Genomic DNA, 13384 nt, shown 5'->3' with positions numbered 1-13384 from the left:
TCCGCATCGTGTCGCGACACAAAGGCTTTTTCGACCACTACCATGAGCTGATCGGCACCTGGACGCGCAAGCTGCGCAATCGCCAGCAGGCCGAGGACCTGGCTCATGATGCCTTTGTCCGGGTACTGGAAAATGACCAGGCCGGTGTCGAGCAGCCACGCGCCTACCTGCACCAGACCGCACGCAACATTGCGGTCGATGGTTTTCGCCGCGAAGACCGGCGCCAGGCCCTGGAGCAGGACAGTTTCGATCCCGGCACCGATGCCCATGGCGACCCGGAGGCCTACATGCATGCCATCGAGCTGGCCGACAGTGTCGAGCGCGCCCTGGCGCAACTGCCGCTGAACTGTCGGCGGGTGTTCATCTGGCAGAAGCTCGAAGGCCTGACCCAGGCGGAGATCGCCGAGCGCATGGGCTTGACCAAGAACATGGTCGAAAAGTATATGATCCGCACGCTCCGGCATCTGCGTGAGCACCTGGATGTGTCGACGAGATGAGTCAGGCGAATGTTTTCATGAATCAGCAGGCGTGCCCTTGCGGTAATGAAGCCGTGCGCGAACAGGCGGCGCAGTGGTTTGCCCGTGCCTGTGACGGTGTGCTGGCCGAAGCCCGGCAGGCCGAGCTGGCAGCCTGGCTGGCGCAGCATCCCCAGCATCAGCACGAATACGATCTGCTTGCCCGCCTGTGGCGAGCGGCCGATGCGCTCCCGCGTGGGCGCCTGGAGGCCCTGTGCCAGGCCGACCCGGTAGTTCAGTTGCCGCGTCGGCGTTTCCTCCACCAGGCGCTGGCTGCCGGCATTGCGGTTGCCGCCGTGGGGCTTGGCTGGTTCGGCTGGCAGCACCATCAGCTCAATTACCAGGACCAGTTGCAGACCGCGTTGGGCGAGCGACGCCAGCTCGAACTGCCGGACGGCTCACACCTGGAACTCAACGGACGCACGGCCCTGAAGGTCGACTTCAGCGCAGGCCAGCGGCGTATCGAACTGACGGCGGGCGAGGTGATGTTCAGCGTCGCCCACGACAGCGCCCGACCCTTTGTCGTCACCACCGGCCAAGGCTCGGTCACGGTCACCGGCACCCGCTTCGATGTACGCCTGGACCCGACCCGCACCCGGGTGGCGGTGGAGCAGGGCTCGGTCAAGGTGCAGGGGCGTGATGCCAGCCAGGCACTGTTGACGGCCGGGCTGGGTTCGCAGATCGACGCCCAGGGCAAGGTCGCCGCGCCTTATCCGGTGGACGCCGCCGCGCTGACCGCCTGGCGCAACGGCAAGCTGGTGTTCAACGATGCACCGCTCGGCGAGGTGGTCGAGGAAGTCTCGCGCTACCGCGCCCACCCCTTGCGGGTTGCGCCGGGGAAAGTGGCGGCCTTGCGCCTGAGCAGCACCTTCAGCAGTGACGACACCGATGCGCTGTTGCGCGCCCTGCCAAGCATCCTGCCAGTGGCCATCAAGACCCACGCCGATGGCTCCAGCGAAATAATCGCAAAATAAATTCAGGTTTTTTTTCAGTTGTTCGTCTTCCTGGCCAACTGCAACTGCCAAGCATTTCCATTTGCATGCAGATGGCGTTTTTATCCGGACTTTCAGGATTTCTCGACGACGTGAACAACAACAAGTTTTCCCCGCGTTCCGCTTCCCGCTCCCGTTGGTTGCCGCTGGCCCTGGCCCTGGCCGTCAGTGGCGGTATCGCCAGCAGCTATGCCGACCAGGCCGTGACCCGCATCCAGATCCAGGCCCAGCCGCTGGCATCGGCCCTGAGCCAGTTGGGCCAGCAGACGTCGTTGCAATTGTTCTTCAGTCCGGAGCTGGTCGCCGGCAAACAGGCCCCGGCGGTGTCCGGCACGCTGGCGCCGGAGGAGGCGCTGCAGACCTTGCTGCAAGGTAGCGGGCTGACCTACGAGATTTCCCAGGGCACCGTGGTGCTCAAGCCTGCGCAAACCGCCGGCACCCTGACCACCGGCAGCCTTGAGCTGGCGCCGACCGACGTCAAAGTGGTCGGCGACTGGCTGGGCAACGCCGAAGAGACCGTGGTGCAGAACCACCCAGGCGCGCGTACCGTGGTGCGGCGCGAGGCGATGATCGAGCAGGGCACGATGAACGTGCGCGATGCCCTGCGCGGCATACCCGGTGTGCAGGTGCAGGATTCCAACGGCACCGGTGGCAGCGATATCGCCCTGAACGTCGGTGTACGTGGCCTGACCTCGCGCCTGTCGCCACGCTCCACCGTGCTGATCGACGGCATCCCGGCGGCGTTCGCCCCCTATGGCCAGCCGCAGTTGTCCATGGCGCCGATCTCCTCCGGCAACCTCGACAGCGTCGACGTAGTGCGTGGCGCAGGTTCGGTGCGCTATGGCCCGCAGAACGTCGGCGGGGTGATCAACTTCGTGACCAGGGCGATTCCGGAAAAGACCACCGGCGAGCTGTCCACCACCCTGGAGACCTCCCGCCACGGTGGCTGGAAACATATCGAGTCGGCCTTCCTGGGCGGCACCGCCGACAACGGCCTGGGCGCGGCCCTGCTGTACTCCGGAGTCAATGGCAACGGCTATCGCAGCAGCAACAACGGCAACGACATCGACGATGTGCTGCTCAAGACCCACTGGGCGGTCACCGAGAGCGACGAGTTCTGGCTCAACTTCCATTACTACGACGCCAAGGCCGACATGCCCGGTGGCCTGACCCAGGCGCAGTTCGACGAGGACCCGTACCAGTCCGACCGCGACTACGACGACTTCAGCGGGCGGCGCAAGGATGTGTCCTTCAAGTACCTGCGCCAGATCGACGACGTGACCCAGTTCGAGATCCAGACCTACTACACCGACAGCTTCCGGGGCAGCACCATCGCCGCCCGCGACCAGAAGACCCTGTCGTCGTACCCGCGCAACTACCACACCTTCGCCATCGAGCCGCGCTTGTCGCGGATCTTCTATGCCGGCCCCACCACCCAGGAAGTCAGCGTCGGCTATCGCTACCTCAAGGAAGCGATGCACGAGCAGTCGAGCCGCCTGGCGCTGATCAACAATGTGCCGACCCAGACCCCGACATCCGACGGCCACGTGTTCCAGGACCGTACCGGCGGCACCGAGGCCAGCGCCTATTACATCGACGACAAGATCGATGTCGGCAACTGGACCATCACCCCGGGCATCCGCTTCGAGCACATCAACACCGACTGGCACGAGCGCCCGGTGCGTGGCACCAACGGTGTACCGGTGCAGGAAAAGAACCGCAGCATCACCAGCAACGAACCGTTGCCGGCGCTGAGTGTGATGTATCACCTGTCGGATGAGTGGAAGCTGTTCGCCAACTACGAGACCTCGTTCGGCAGCCTGCAGTACTTCCAGCTGGGCCAGGGTGGCGTCGGTGACCAGACCGCCAACGGCCTGGAGCCGGAAAAGGCCAAGACCTATGAAGTCGGTACCCGTTACAACAACGGCACCTGGGGTGGCGAGCTGACAGCGTTCTACATCGACTTCGATGACGAATTGCAGTTCATCAGCAACGACATCGGCTGGACCAACCTGGGCGCTACCAAGCACCAGGGTATCGAAGCGTCCATGCACTACGACCTGTCGGGCCTCGACCCACGCCTGCAAGGCCTGAGTGCCAATGCCGGCTACACCTACACCCGCGCCACCTACGAAGGCGAGATCCCGGGCTTCAAGGGCCGTGACCTGCCGTTCTACTCGCGCCAGGTGGCCACCGCCGGGCTGCGTTACCAGATCAATCGCTGGACCTGGAACCTGGATGCCTTCGCCCAGTCGAAACAGCGCGCACCGGGCACCGGCATGAATGCCGATGGCAGCTTCAACGGCAACTACATCACCGAGCCGAGTGCCGATGGCCAGTTCGGCGACATCCCGGGTTACGTGACCTGGGCGGCGCGGGGTGGCTATGACTTCGGTCCGCAGCTGTCGAACCTGAAGCTGGCGGCGGGGGTGAAGAACATCTTCGACAAGCAGTATTACACCCGCTCCAGCGACAACAACGCGGGGCTCTACCTGGGTGAGCCGCGTACCTTCTATGTGCAGGCCAGTGTAGGGTTCTGATGCCATTCGCGGGGCAAGCCCGCTCCTACGGTAGGAGCGGGCTTGCCCCGCGATGCTTTCCTGCTCAGGTCACAACTTCAGCCGGCGACACGATGCTGGTCTTGCCTCCACGCGAACGTCCCGAGCTCAGGTAGGCGGCAATCGACTCCTGAGTCACTTCACCCAGAAAACCCTGCCCGGCATCCAGTACCGGCAACCACGACCGATTGAACTCGTACATCCGCGACAGCAGGATGCGCAGGTGCTCGTCATGAGCAGCCGTGGCGTTGAAGTCGTGCAGGAAGTCGGCGCAGCTGCCTTGCTGGCGATGCAGGTCGCGACGGCGCACGTAGCCCAGGGCCCTGTTCTGCCCGCCGGTGACCACCACATGGCGGCGGTCATGCTCGTCCATCAGTTCCAGGGCTTCGCTTACGGGCGTTTCCGGACTTACCGACGGCGCGTTGTCGGCGGCATCCTCGGCACGCACCAGCAACAGGCGCTTGAGGGTGCTGTCCTGGCCGACGAAATTACTCACGAAGTCATCGGCCGGGTGCGCCAGCAGGGTATCGGGGTGGTCGATCTGGACCAGTTTTCCGGCCCGGAAGATGGCGATCTTGTCGCCCAGTTTGATGGCCTCGTCGATGTCATGGCTGACCATGATCACCGTCTTGTTCAGCGCCCGCTGCATCTCGAAGAACTCGTTCTGGATCATCTCGCGGTTGATCGGGTCGACCGCGCCGAACGGCTCGTCCATCAGCAGCAACGGCGCTTCGGCGGCCAGGGCGCGGATCACGCCGATGCGCTGTTGCTGGCCACCGGACAGCTCGCGTGGGTAGCGCTGCAGGTACTGCTTGGGCTCGAGCTTGATCATGCTCATCAGTTCGCGGGCGCGCTCGTGGCATTTCTGCTTGTCCCAGCCCAGCAGGCGCGGGACCACGGTGATGTTCTCCTCGATGGTCATGTTGGGGAACAGGCCGATCTGCTGGATCACATAACCGATGCGCCGACGCAGGGTCACTTCGTCGAGGCCGGTGGTGTCCTCGCCGTTGATCAGCACCTTGCCGGAAGTGGGGGTGATCAGCCGGTTGATCATCTTCAGCGTGGTGCTCTTGCCGCAGCCGGACGGGCCGAGGAACACGCAGATTTCGCCTTCGTTGACGGTCAGGCTGACAGCGTCGACGGCTTTGACGTCCTTGCCGTTGGCGTGAAAGGTCTTGCACAGGTTCTGGAGTTCGATCATTTACGCAGTCCTTCCGGGGTCAGGGCACGTTGCAGGGTTTGCAGCAGCAGGTCGGCGAAGATGGCCAGGAGGCTCACCAGCACGGCGCCGACCAGCAGCATCGACATGTCGCTGCGGCTGATGGAGGTCAGGATGAGTACACCCAGGCCGCCGGCGCCGATGGTCGCGGCAATGGTCATCACGCCGATGTTCATCACCACGGCCGTGCGTACGCCGGCGAGGATCACCGGCACGGCAATGGGCAGTTCGACCATGCGCAGGCGCTGGCCGAAGGTCATGCCGATGCCACGTGCCGCCTCGCGGATGCCGGGCTCGACAGTGGTCAGCGCCAGGTAGGTGTTGCGCAGGATCGGCAGCAATGAATAGAGGAAAACGGCGGTGATGGCCGGTAAGGGGCCGAGGCCCTGGCCGAACTTGGAGTAGAACGGCAGCAACAGGCCGAACAGGGCGATGGAGGGAATAGTCAGCAACACTGTGGCGCTGGCCTGCAGGGGACCTGCCAGGACCGGGAAACGGGTCATCAGGATGCCCAGCGGCACGCCGAACAGAATCGCCAGGCTCACGGCGATGCCGACCAGGGTGATGTGTTGCCAGGTCAGGTGCAGCACCTGGGCCCAGTCCAGATGAGCGAAGGTATCGAGCATGTTCATGGCCGCTCCTGTGCAGGTGGATGCTGGCGCAAGTACTCGGCGGCGACCTTGGCCGGGCTCTGGTGCTGGACGTCGACCTTGGCGTTGAGCTGACGCATGGTTTGATCATCCAGCTGTTCGGCCAGCGGCTTGAGCAGGCTGGCCAGTTGCGGGTGGGCGTCGAGCACTTCCTTGCGTACCACGGGGGCCGCGGTGTAGTCGGGGAAGTAGTGTTTGTCGTCTTCGAGCAGCTTGAGGTCGAAGGCGTTCAGGCGGCCGTCGGTGGTGTAGACCAGACCACTGAACACCTGGCCATTGCGCAGGGCGGTGTAGACCAGGCCGGCGTCCATCTGGCGGATGTTGCGGCGGGTCAGCTGCAGGTCGTAGGTCTGGGTCAGGCCGACCAGACCGTCGGGGCGGTTGGCGAACTCGGTGTCCAGGGCCAGCACATGATCGCGCTCCTGCTCGTCGCGCAAGACCTGGTTCAACTGGCTGATGCTGTTTACCTGCGGATAGCGCTCGGCGACCTTGCGCGGCAGGGCCAGGGCGTAGGTGTTGCTGAACCTGGAAGGAGCCAGCCAGATCAGGCCCTTTTGCGCATCCAGCGCCTTGACCCTGGCATAGGTGGCGGCGGCATCGGGCATGCGTTCGTCGATATGGTTGTAGGACACCAGCGATACCCCGGTGTATTCCCAGACCATGTCCAACTGGCCGGTTTCATGGGCGCTACGGGCCAGGTTGCTGCCCAGGCCACCGGTGATGCGCACGTCGAAGCCGTTCTGCTCGAGGTAGCGGGCGGTGATTTCGGCCAGCACGGTCTGTTCGGTGAAGACCCGCGCGCCGAGGCGAATTACAGGTTTTTCCAGCGCCTGGGCAAATCCTGAAAACAGCAGGGCCGCGCCCAGTAACAAGGCGATTCTTTTCATGGCAACTCCTTCGCTTAGCGGGCCAGGCCGCGTTCGAGCCAACGTCGGCTACCCTGGGCCACCAGGGCATCGAGCAGCAGGGCGAGCAGGGCAGTGCAGGCCGCGCCGAGCAACAGCTGCGGCTGATTGTTCAGGGCAATACCGGGGAAAATCAGGCTGCCCAGACTGTTGGCGCCGATCAGGAACGACAGCGGTGCCGTGCCGACGTTGATCGCCAGGGCCACCCGCACACCGCCGACGATGATCGGCACGGCATTGGGCAACTCGACCTGCCAGAGACACTGGCGCGGGGTCATGCCGATACCGGTGGCGGCTTCCTTGAGCGAGGCGGGAACGTTTTTCAGGCCCTCGTAGGTGTTGCGCACGATGGGCAGCAGAGAGGCGAGGAACAAGGCGAAGATCGCCGGGCCTGCGCCGATGCCCAGAACGCTCAGGGCAATGGCCAGGACGGCCAGGGGCGGGATGGTGTTGCCAATGTTGAAGCACTGCATGAAACGTTCGGCGCGGTCGACCCTATGCGGTCGACTCAAGGCAATGCCAGCGGGTATGCCCACGGCCAGCGCCGCCACCATCGACAGCAACACCAGCATCAGGTGCGCTTGCAGGTAGAACCACAGATCGGCGCGGTAGTGCGCGATCGTATCGATGCCGATCCAGTGGATCAGCAGGGCCAGGATGACGAGCGCGAAGGCACATCCCATCAGCCCCTTGCCATAGCGTATAGCCACAGGCGGACTCCTTTTGTAGTCGGCGAACACACTCCCGTGGCGGCCGCCATTCCAGGCGGCAGGCAGTGTGATCGCGATAAGCAGCGTGCCGTCCGCAGGGGAGCGAAACACGCCATAAGCGAAGCCCCGTCGGGCTCGTAGTGCCGGTGAAACCAACCCTGACGAACGGTCATGACCGTTCGGGCAACAGGGGAGTGGACGCCTCCACAGCGTTAAAGGTTCCCATCTGAAGCGGCATTTGGCCAGTGTTAATACCTGGCAGGTGCGAAATTTCACGCGAAAAAACAGCGCCTTTCCGAGCTGCAGGCGTTGATGTTCCTGCTATCCACCATCTGTCTCAAACTTCAGCATGACCACTGACAATTTTGTGATAGTCGCTTGAGGGAATATTCCTCTAGGGGTATTTTATTGGCATGGTCAATCAGGTTTTGCACGGAGTTTCTTGGAGAATTCGAACGCTTCGAGAAACCAGTCAAGAAGGAGTTGTTAGCTCATTTGAAGTTGCTGGAACTCCGTGGGCCAGCGTTGGGGCGGCCAAGCGTGGACACGCTCAAGGGGGCACGGCACTCCAATATGAAAGAGTTGCGATTCACTGCTGGCGATGGGGTCTGGCGCGTGGCCTTTGCATTTGATCCCATGCGGCAAGCCATTCTTCTAGTGGCTGCAGACAAGGCGGGAGTCAGTGAGAACAGGTTCTACAGAAGTTTGATCAGGCGTGCCGATGATCGCTTCGACAGGCATCTGCTGAGAGGAGAAGACGATGTCCAAGACACTTGATGAAGTCCTTAACAGCTTGTCGCCGGAGTTCAGGGCTGAAGTTGAAGAGCGTGGGCGTGAGCTGATTCGTGAGGAGATGACGCTCCAGGCATTGCGCAAAGCATTGAATGTCACTCAAGAAAGCGTGGCCGAACGTTTGGAGGTTCGCCAGGCAAATGTGTCCAAGTTCGAGAAACGTGAGGACATGTTGATTTCAACGCTGCGCAGCTATGTGGAAGCTTTGGGAGGCACGCTTGACCTGGTTGTGCGTATGCCAGGCCGTGGGCCGGTCACGCTGGAGGGCTTTCCCACGGGGCGAGCCTCACGCGACTAGCTTGGTGCACGGGCACTACTCGACTGGCGGAGGGGATCAAATTTTGGTCCCCGCCTGACTTCAGGTATGATACCGCCCCTTTTTCAATCCCCAGTCAGGCGATTTCCCATGACCAACCAGGCCGCCGAAGTCGCGAAACGCCGCACTTTCGCCATTATTTCCCACCCCGACGCCGGTAAGACCACCATCACCGAGAAGCTCTTGCTGATGGGCAAGGCGATCGCCGTTGCCGGTACGGTGAAGTCGCGCAAGTCCGACCGCCATGCCACCTCCGACTGGATGGAGATGGAGAAGCAGCGTGGTATCTCCATCACCACCTCGGTGATGCAGTTCCCCTATCGCGAGCACATGATCAACCTGCTCGACACCCCGGGCCACGAAGACTTCTCCGAAGATACCTACCGCACCCTGACCGCGGTCGACTCGGCGCTGATGGTGCTCGACGGCGGTAAAGGGGTCGAGCCACGGACCATCGCCCTGATGGACGTCTGCCGCCTGCGTGACACGCCGATCGTCAGCTTCATCAACAAGCTCGACCGTGACATCCGCGACCCGATCGAACTGCTCGACGAGATCGAAGCGGTCCTGAAGATCAAGGCCGCGCCGATCACCTGGCCGATCGGTTGCTACCGCGATTTCAAAGGCGTGTACCACCTTTCCGGTGACTACATCATCGTCTACACCCCGGGCCACGGCCACGAGCGTACCGAGGTGAAGATCATCGAGAAGCTCGACTCCGACGAGGCTCGCGCCCACTTGGGTGACGAGTACGAGCGCTTCCTCGAGCAGCTGGAGCTGGTCCAGGGCGCCTGCCACGAGTTCGACCAGGACGAGTTCATGCGCGGCGAGCTGACCCCGGTGTTCTTCGGTACTGCCTTGGGCAACTTCGGAGTCGACCATGTGCTCGACGCCGTGGTCGACTGGGCGCCGCGCCCGCTGCCGCGTGAAGCCAACGAGCGCAGCGTGGAGCCGACCGAAGAGAAGTTCAGCGGTTTCGTGTTCAAGATCCAGGCGAACATGGACCCCAAGCACCGCGACCGCATCGCCTTCATGCGCATCTGCTCGGGCCGCTACGAGAAGGGCATGAAGATGCGCCACGTGCGCACCGGCAAGGACCTGCGCATCGGCGACGCGCTGACCTTCTTCTCCTCCGAGCGTGAGCAGCTGGAAGAAGCCTGGGCGGGCGACATCATCGGCCTGCACAACCACGGCACCATCCAGATCGGCGATACCTTCAGCGAAGGCGAGAGCCTGGGCTTCACCGGGATCCCGCACTTCGCGCCGGAGCTGTTCCGCCGCGTTCGCCTGAAGGACCCGCTCAAGTCCAAGCAACTGCGCCAGGGCCTGCAACAGCTGGCCGAAGAAGGCGCGACCCAGGTGTTCTTCCCCGAGCGCAGCAACGACATCATTCTCGGCGCCGTCGGTGTGCTGCAGTTCGATGTGGTCGCCAGCCGGTTGAAGGAAGAGTACAAGGTCGAGTGCGCCTACGAGCCGATCACCGTCTGGTCGGCGCGCTGGATCAGCTGCGACGACAAGAAGAAGCTCGAGGAATTCAAGGTCAAGGCCATGGAGAACCTGGCCATCGACGGTGGCGGTCACCTGACCTACCTGGCGCCGACCCGGGTCAACCTGTCGCTGATGGAAGAGCGCTGGCCGGATGTGAAATTCCGCGCGACCCGCGAGCACCACTAAGACGCATCGCAGGCTACGCCAGCTCCCACAGGTAATTCACGACCTGTGTGGGAGCTGGCGAAGCCTGCGATGGGCCGCAAAGCGGCCCCGATAGACTCAATTCCCCGCCTTGATACTGGTCCAGATCCGCGTGCGAATGCGGTCGATCTTCGCCGGCATCGCCTCCAGCGCGTACAGCTTGCCCATCACATCTTCGCTCGGATAGATCATGCTATTGGCCTTCAAGGCCGGGTCCACCAGCGCGTCAGCCTTGAGGTTACCATTGGCGTACTGCACATGGTCGCTGATATTGGCCATCACCTCAGGCTGCAGCAGGTAGTTCATGTAGGCGTAAGCGGCCTTCTCGTCGGGCGCATCGGCCGGCATGGCAACCATGTCGAACCACATCGGCGCGCCTTCCCTGGGGATCGAATAACCGACCTTCACCCCGTTCTTCGCTTCATCGGCGCGATTCTTCGCCTGCAGCACGTCACCCGAGAAGCCCACCACCACGCAGACATCGCCATTGGCCAGGTCACCCGTGTACTTGGAGGAGTGGAAGTAGCTGATGTTCGGACGCACCTTCATCAGCAGTTCCTTGGCCTTGTCGTAGTCCTTGGGGTCCTGGCTGTGGTGCGGCAGGCCCAGGTAGTGCAGGGCGATGGGCAGCAGTTCGGGACCATTGTCGAGCACGGCGACGCCGCAGCTCTTGAGCTTGCTGATGTACTCGGGCTTGAAGATCAGGTCCCAGGAATCCACCGGGGCGCTGTCGCCCAGCACGGCCTTGACCTTGTCGATGTTGTAGCCGATGCCGGTGCTGCCCCACAGGTAGGGGAAGCCGTACTGGTTGCCGGGGTCGTTGACCTCCAGGGCCCTGAGCAGAACCGGGTTGAGGTTCTGCCAGTTCGGCAGCTGGTCCTTGTCGAGCTTTTTCAAGGCCTTGCCCTGGATCTGCCGGGCCATGAAATGGTTGGAGGGAAACACCACGTCGTAGCCGGAATTGCCGGTCATCAGCTTGCCGTCGAGGGTTTCGTTGCTGTCGAACACGTCGTAGGTCGGCGTGATGCCACTGGCGTGCTGGAACTGCTTGAGGGTGTCGGGGGCGATGTAGCTGGACCAGTTGTAGATTTTCACCGAATCGGCCGCCTGGGCGACGGATGCTGCCAACAGCAGCGGGGCGAAGAGCAATGGGCGCATGTCTGGATTCCTTGCTTTGTTTGTTGTTATCGAAGGAGGCAGGCGATCAAGTGATCAGAAAATCAGCACGTAGGTCTTGCGCACGGTTTCCTGGATGTCCCAGATACCGGTGCTGTTGGCGGGCAGCATGATGGCGTCACCCGCTTCGATGGTCAGCGGCTCGCCGCCATCGGGGGTGAAGGTGCAGCGGCCCTTGATGAAGTGACAGAACTCCTGCTGCACGATCTGCCGGCGCCAGCGGCCCGGGGTGCATTCCCAGATGCCGGTCTCGACGCCGTCGCTGCGCTCGACAGCGGTCACCGAGGCGATCGATACCGGCTCGTCCAGGGGCACGGCAACCGGATTTGAGTCTTGCAGTACAACAGTGTCGGTGTTCTTGAACTGGGTAATGCCCATGGCGGTGGATCCTGGTCAGGGGGAACGAAAAGTCAGCGCATGAAACCTTCCATGAAGTCCGCCACGCCGCTGGCCAGGCGCCGGCGCCAGGGGGCGCTGGCGGGGTTGGCGAGGGTCTGGTCTTCATGGACGAAACTCTTGATGATCGCGTTGTAGCCCAGCCAGCGGCACGGCTCCGGTTCCCAGCCGGCGAGGCTGGCCAGGGTGCTGTCGGGGTGGACCCAGGGTTGTTCGGTCAGCGGGCTGCGCCGTTCGAGGATCAGCTCGGCCAGAGTACGGCCGCCCAGGTTGCTGGCACCGACACCTTCGCCGCCATAGCCACCGGCCAGGGCGATGCCTTGTCGGCGATCGCAGAGCATGTGCGGCCGGAAGCGCCGGGCCATGCCCAGGTTGCCGCCCCAGGCGTGAGTGATGGCAACGTCCTTCAGTTGCGGGAACAGCTCACCGAACAGGTAGCGGCGCAGCTCGATCTCGCTCTGGGTGAGGTCGAAGTTCTCGCGCAGGCGGCCGGCAAAGCGGTAGCCGCCACGGGCACCGAACACCAGGCGATTGTCGGCGCTGCGCTGTCCGTAGGTGACCTGGCGGCTGTTCTCGCTGAAGGCCTGGCCACGGTTGAGGCCGATCTTTTCCCAGACCTGCTCGGGCAACGGCTCGGTGGCCACCAGCAGGCTCTGTACCGGCATCTGGTAGCGGCCCAGCGGTGGCAGGTTCACCGAATAACCTTCGACGGCCGGCACCAGCCACTGGCATTTGATCCGGGCCTGGGCTGTGCGCACTTCGCCGCTGCGCCAGTCGATCACCGGGCTGTTCTCGTACAGGCGCACGCCCAGGCGCTCCACGCTGCGGGCCAGGCCACGGGCCAGCCGGGCTGGCTGGATGGTCGCGACATTGGGGTTGAAGATGGCCCCGTATGACTTGCGCACGCGCAATTGCCTGGCCAGTTGTTCGGGGCTCAGCCAGCTGTAGTCCTGTTCGGTCAGGCCCTGCTTGTAGAGTTTGTCCAGGTAATGGCGCAGGGTGGTCTGCTGCTCGGGGTAGCGTGCCGCGCAATACAGCACGCCGCCCTTGCGGTAGTCGCAGGCGATGCCTTCGCGTTCCAGCACCTGCTGCACCTCATCGGGAATGCCGTGCAGCAGGTCGTAGGACGCCCGGCGTTGTTCGGGGGAACTGGCCGCCAGAAGGCGGTCTTCGCCCAGCAGGTTGCCCATCAGCCAGCCACCGTTGCGCCCGGAGGCGCCAAAGCCTGCGAAATTGGCCTCGACGATGGCGATGTTCAGCTGCGGGGCCTGCTGCTTGAGGTAGTAGGCGGTCCACAGCCCGGTGTAACCGGCGCCGATGATGCATACATCCACGTCCAGGTCCCGGTGCAGGGCGGGGCGCGGGGTCAGCGGCTCATCCAGCTGGTCCATCCAAAGGCTGATCTTGCGCCATGCCTGCATGCTGTTCGGCTCCACATCCGTTACGGTCTGTGGCGATCCTAG

General features: G+C 63.1%; 13 protein-coding genes. 6 read left to right on the top strand and 7 right to left on the bottom strand.

Annotated elements, in window-relative coordinates; all coding sequences use genetic code 11:
* The first annotated feature begins 8 nt into the window (after nucleotides 1–8).
* From M2D63_RS04670 to M2D63_RS04660, 3 genes are all read left to right on the top strand, one after another.
* A complete protein-coding gene (locus tag M2D63_RS04670; RefSeq protein ID WP_285861640.1) occupies nucleotides 9–497 on the top strand; it encodes an RNA polymerase sigma factor in 489 nt (162 codons plus the stop codon).
* Between the two features lie 17 nt (nucleotides 498–514).
* Nucleotides 515–1489: a FecR family protein gene (locus M2D63_RS04665; RefSeq protein WP_285861639.1), complete on the top strand. Its 975-nt coding sequence runs from the start codon at nucleotides 515–517 to the stop codon at nucleotides 1487–1489.
* 110 nt (nucleotides 1490–1599) lie between these two features.
* On the top strand, nucleotides 1600–4047 hold the full coding sequence (locus M2D63_RS04660) for a TonB-dependent receptor (RefSeq protein WP_285861638.1): 2448 nt from the start codon (nucleotides 1600–1602) through the stop codon (nucleotides 4045–4047).
* Nucleotides 4048–4111: 64 nt separating this feature from the next.
* On the opposite strand, the gene M2D63_RS04655 is transcribed toward M2D63_RS04660, so the two are convergent.
* Genes M2D63_RS04655 through M2D63_RS04640 form a run of 4 tightly spaced genes read right to left on the bottom strand, consistent with a single transcriptional unit; the run spans nucleotide 4112 to nucleotide 7522 of the window.
* Nucleotides 4112–5266, bottom strand: coding sequence for a betaine/proline/choline family ABC transporter ATP-binding protein (locus tag M2D63_RS04655; RefSeq protein WP_285861637.1), 1155 nt, complete (start codon nucleotides 5264–5266; stop codon nucleotides 4112–4114).
* Complete coding sequence (locus M2D63_RS04650) at nucleotides 5263–5916, bottom strand: ABC transporter permease (RefSeq protein WP_285861636.1); 654 nt, start codon at nucleotides 5914–5916, stop codon at nucleotides 5263–5265. The genes M2D63_RS04655 and M2D63_RS04650 overlap by 4 nt, the downstream gene beginning before the upstream one ends.
* Nucleotides 5913–6821 (bottom strand): glycine betaine ABC transporter substrate-binding protein, encoded by a 909-nt coding sequence (locus tag M2D63_RS04645; RefSeq protein WP_285861635.1) that lies wholly within the window; start codon nucleotides 6819–6821, stop codon nucleotides 5913–5915. Before M2D63_RS04645 ends, M2D63_RS04650 begins: the two co-directional genes overlap by 4 nt.
* A gap of 14 nt (nucleotides 6822–6835) precedes the next feature.
* Complete coding sequence (locus M2D63_RS04640) at nucleotides 6836–7522, bottom strand: ABC transporter permease (RefSeq protein WP_285861670.1); 687 nt, start codon at nucleotides 7520–7522, stop codon at nucleotides 6836–6838.
* A 405-nt stretch (nucleotides 7523–7927) separates the two neighbouring features.
* Between M2D63_RS04640 and M2D63_RS04635 the strand changes: the two genes are divergently transcribed.
* The 3 genes from M2D63_RS04635 (at nucleotide 7928) to M2D63_RS04625 (ending at nucleotide 10331) form a co-directional block, all read left to right on the top strand.
* Nucleotides 7928–8326 carry a type II toxin-antitoxin system RelE/ParE family toxin gene (locus M2D63_RS04635; RefSeq protein WP_353050859.1) on the top strand — a complete coding sequence of 133 codons (399 nt, stop codon included), beginning with the start codon at nucleotides 7928–7930 and terminating at the stop codon, nucleotides 8324–8326.
* A complete protein-coding gene (locus M2D63_RS04630) occupies nucleotides 8310–8639 on the top strand; it encodes a helix-turn-helix domain-containing protein (RefSeq protein WP_285861633.1) in 330 nt (109 codons plus the stop codon). The genes M2D63_RS04635 and M2D63_RS04630 overlap by 17 nt, the downstream gene beginning before the upstream one ends.
* A gap of 108 nt (nucleotides 8640–8747) precedes the next feature.
* A complete protein-coding gene (locus M2D63_RS04625; protein ID WP_285861632.1) occupies nucleotides 8748–10331 on the top strand; it encodes a peptide chain release factor 3 in 1584 nt (527 codons plus the stop codon).
* Nucleotides 10332–10427: 96 nt separating this feature from the next.
* On the opposite strand, the gene M2D63_RS04620 is transcribed toward M2D63_RS04625, so the two are convergent.
* Genes M2D63_RS04620 through M2D63_RS04610 form a run of 3 tightly spaced genes read right to left on the bottom strand, consistent with a single transcriptional unit; the run spans nucleotide 10428 to nucleotide 13342 of the window.
* Nucleotides 10428–11507 carry a polyamine ABC transporter substrate-binding protein gene (locus tag M2D63_RS04620; RefSeq protein ID WP_285861631.1) on the bottom strand — a complete coding sequence of 360 codons (1080 nt, stop codon included), beginning with the start codon at nucleotides 11505–11507 and terminating at the stop codon, nucleotides 10428–10430.
* A gap of 54 nt (nucleotides 11508–11561) precedes the next feature.
* Nucleotides 11562–11903: a cupin domain-containing protein gene (locus M2D63_RS04615; protein WP_285861630.1), complete on the bottom strand. Its 342-nt coding sequence runs from the start codon at nucleotides 11901–11903 to the stop codon at nucleotides 11562–11564.
* A gap of 32 nt (nucleotides 11904–11935) precedes the next feature.
* Nucleotides 11936–13342 (bottom strand): FAD-binding oxidoreductase, encoded by a 1407-nt coding sequence (locus M2D63_RS04610; protein WP_285861629.1) that lies wholly within the window; start codon nucleotides 13340–13342, stop codon nucleotides 11936–11938.
* Nucleotides 13343–13384: the final 42 nt, after the last annotated feature.

It is taken from the genome of Pseudomonas sp. BJa5 (assembly GCF_030272875.2).
Classification (GTDB): Bacteria; Pseudomonadota; Gammaproteobacteria; order Pseudomonadales; family Pseudomonadaceae; genus Aquipseudomonas.
The sequence above is the reverse complement of the archived record's forward strand: the minus strand, read 5'-3'. Positions and strand labels throughout refer to the sequence as shown.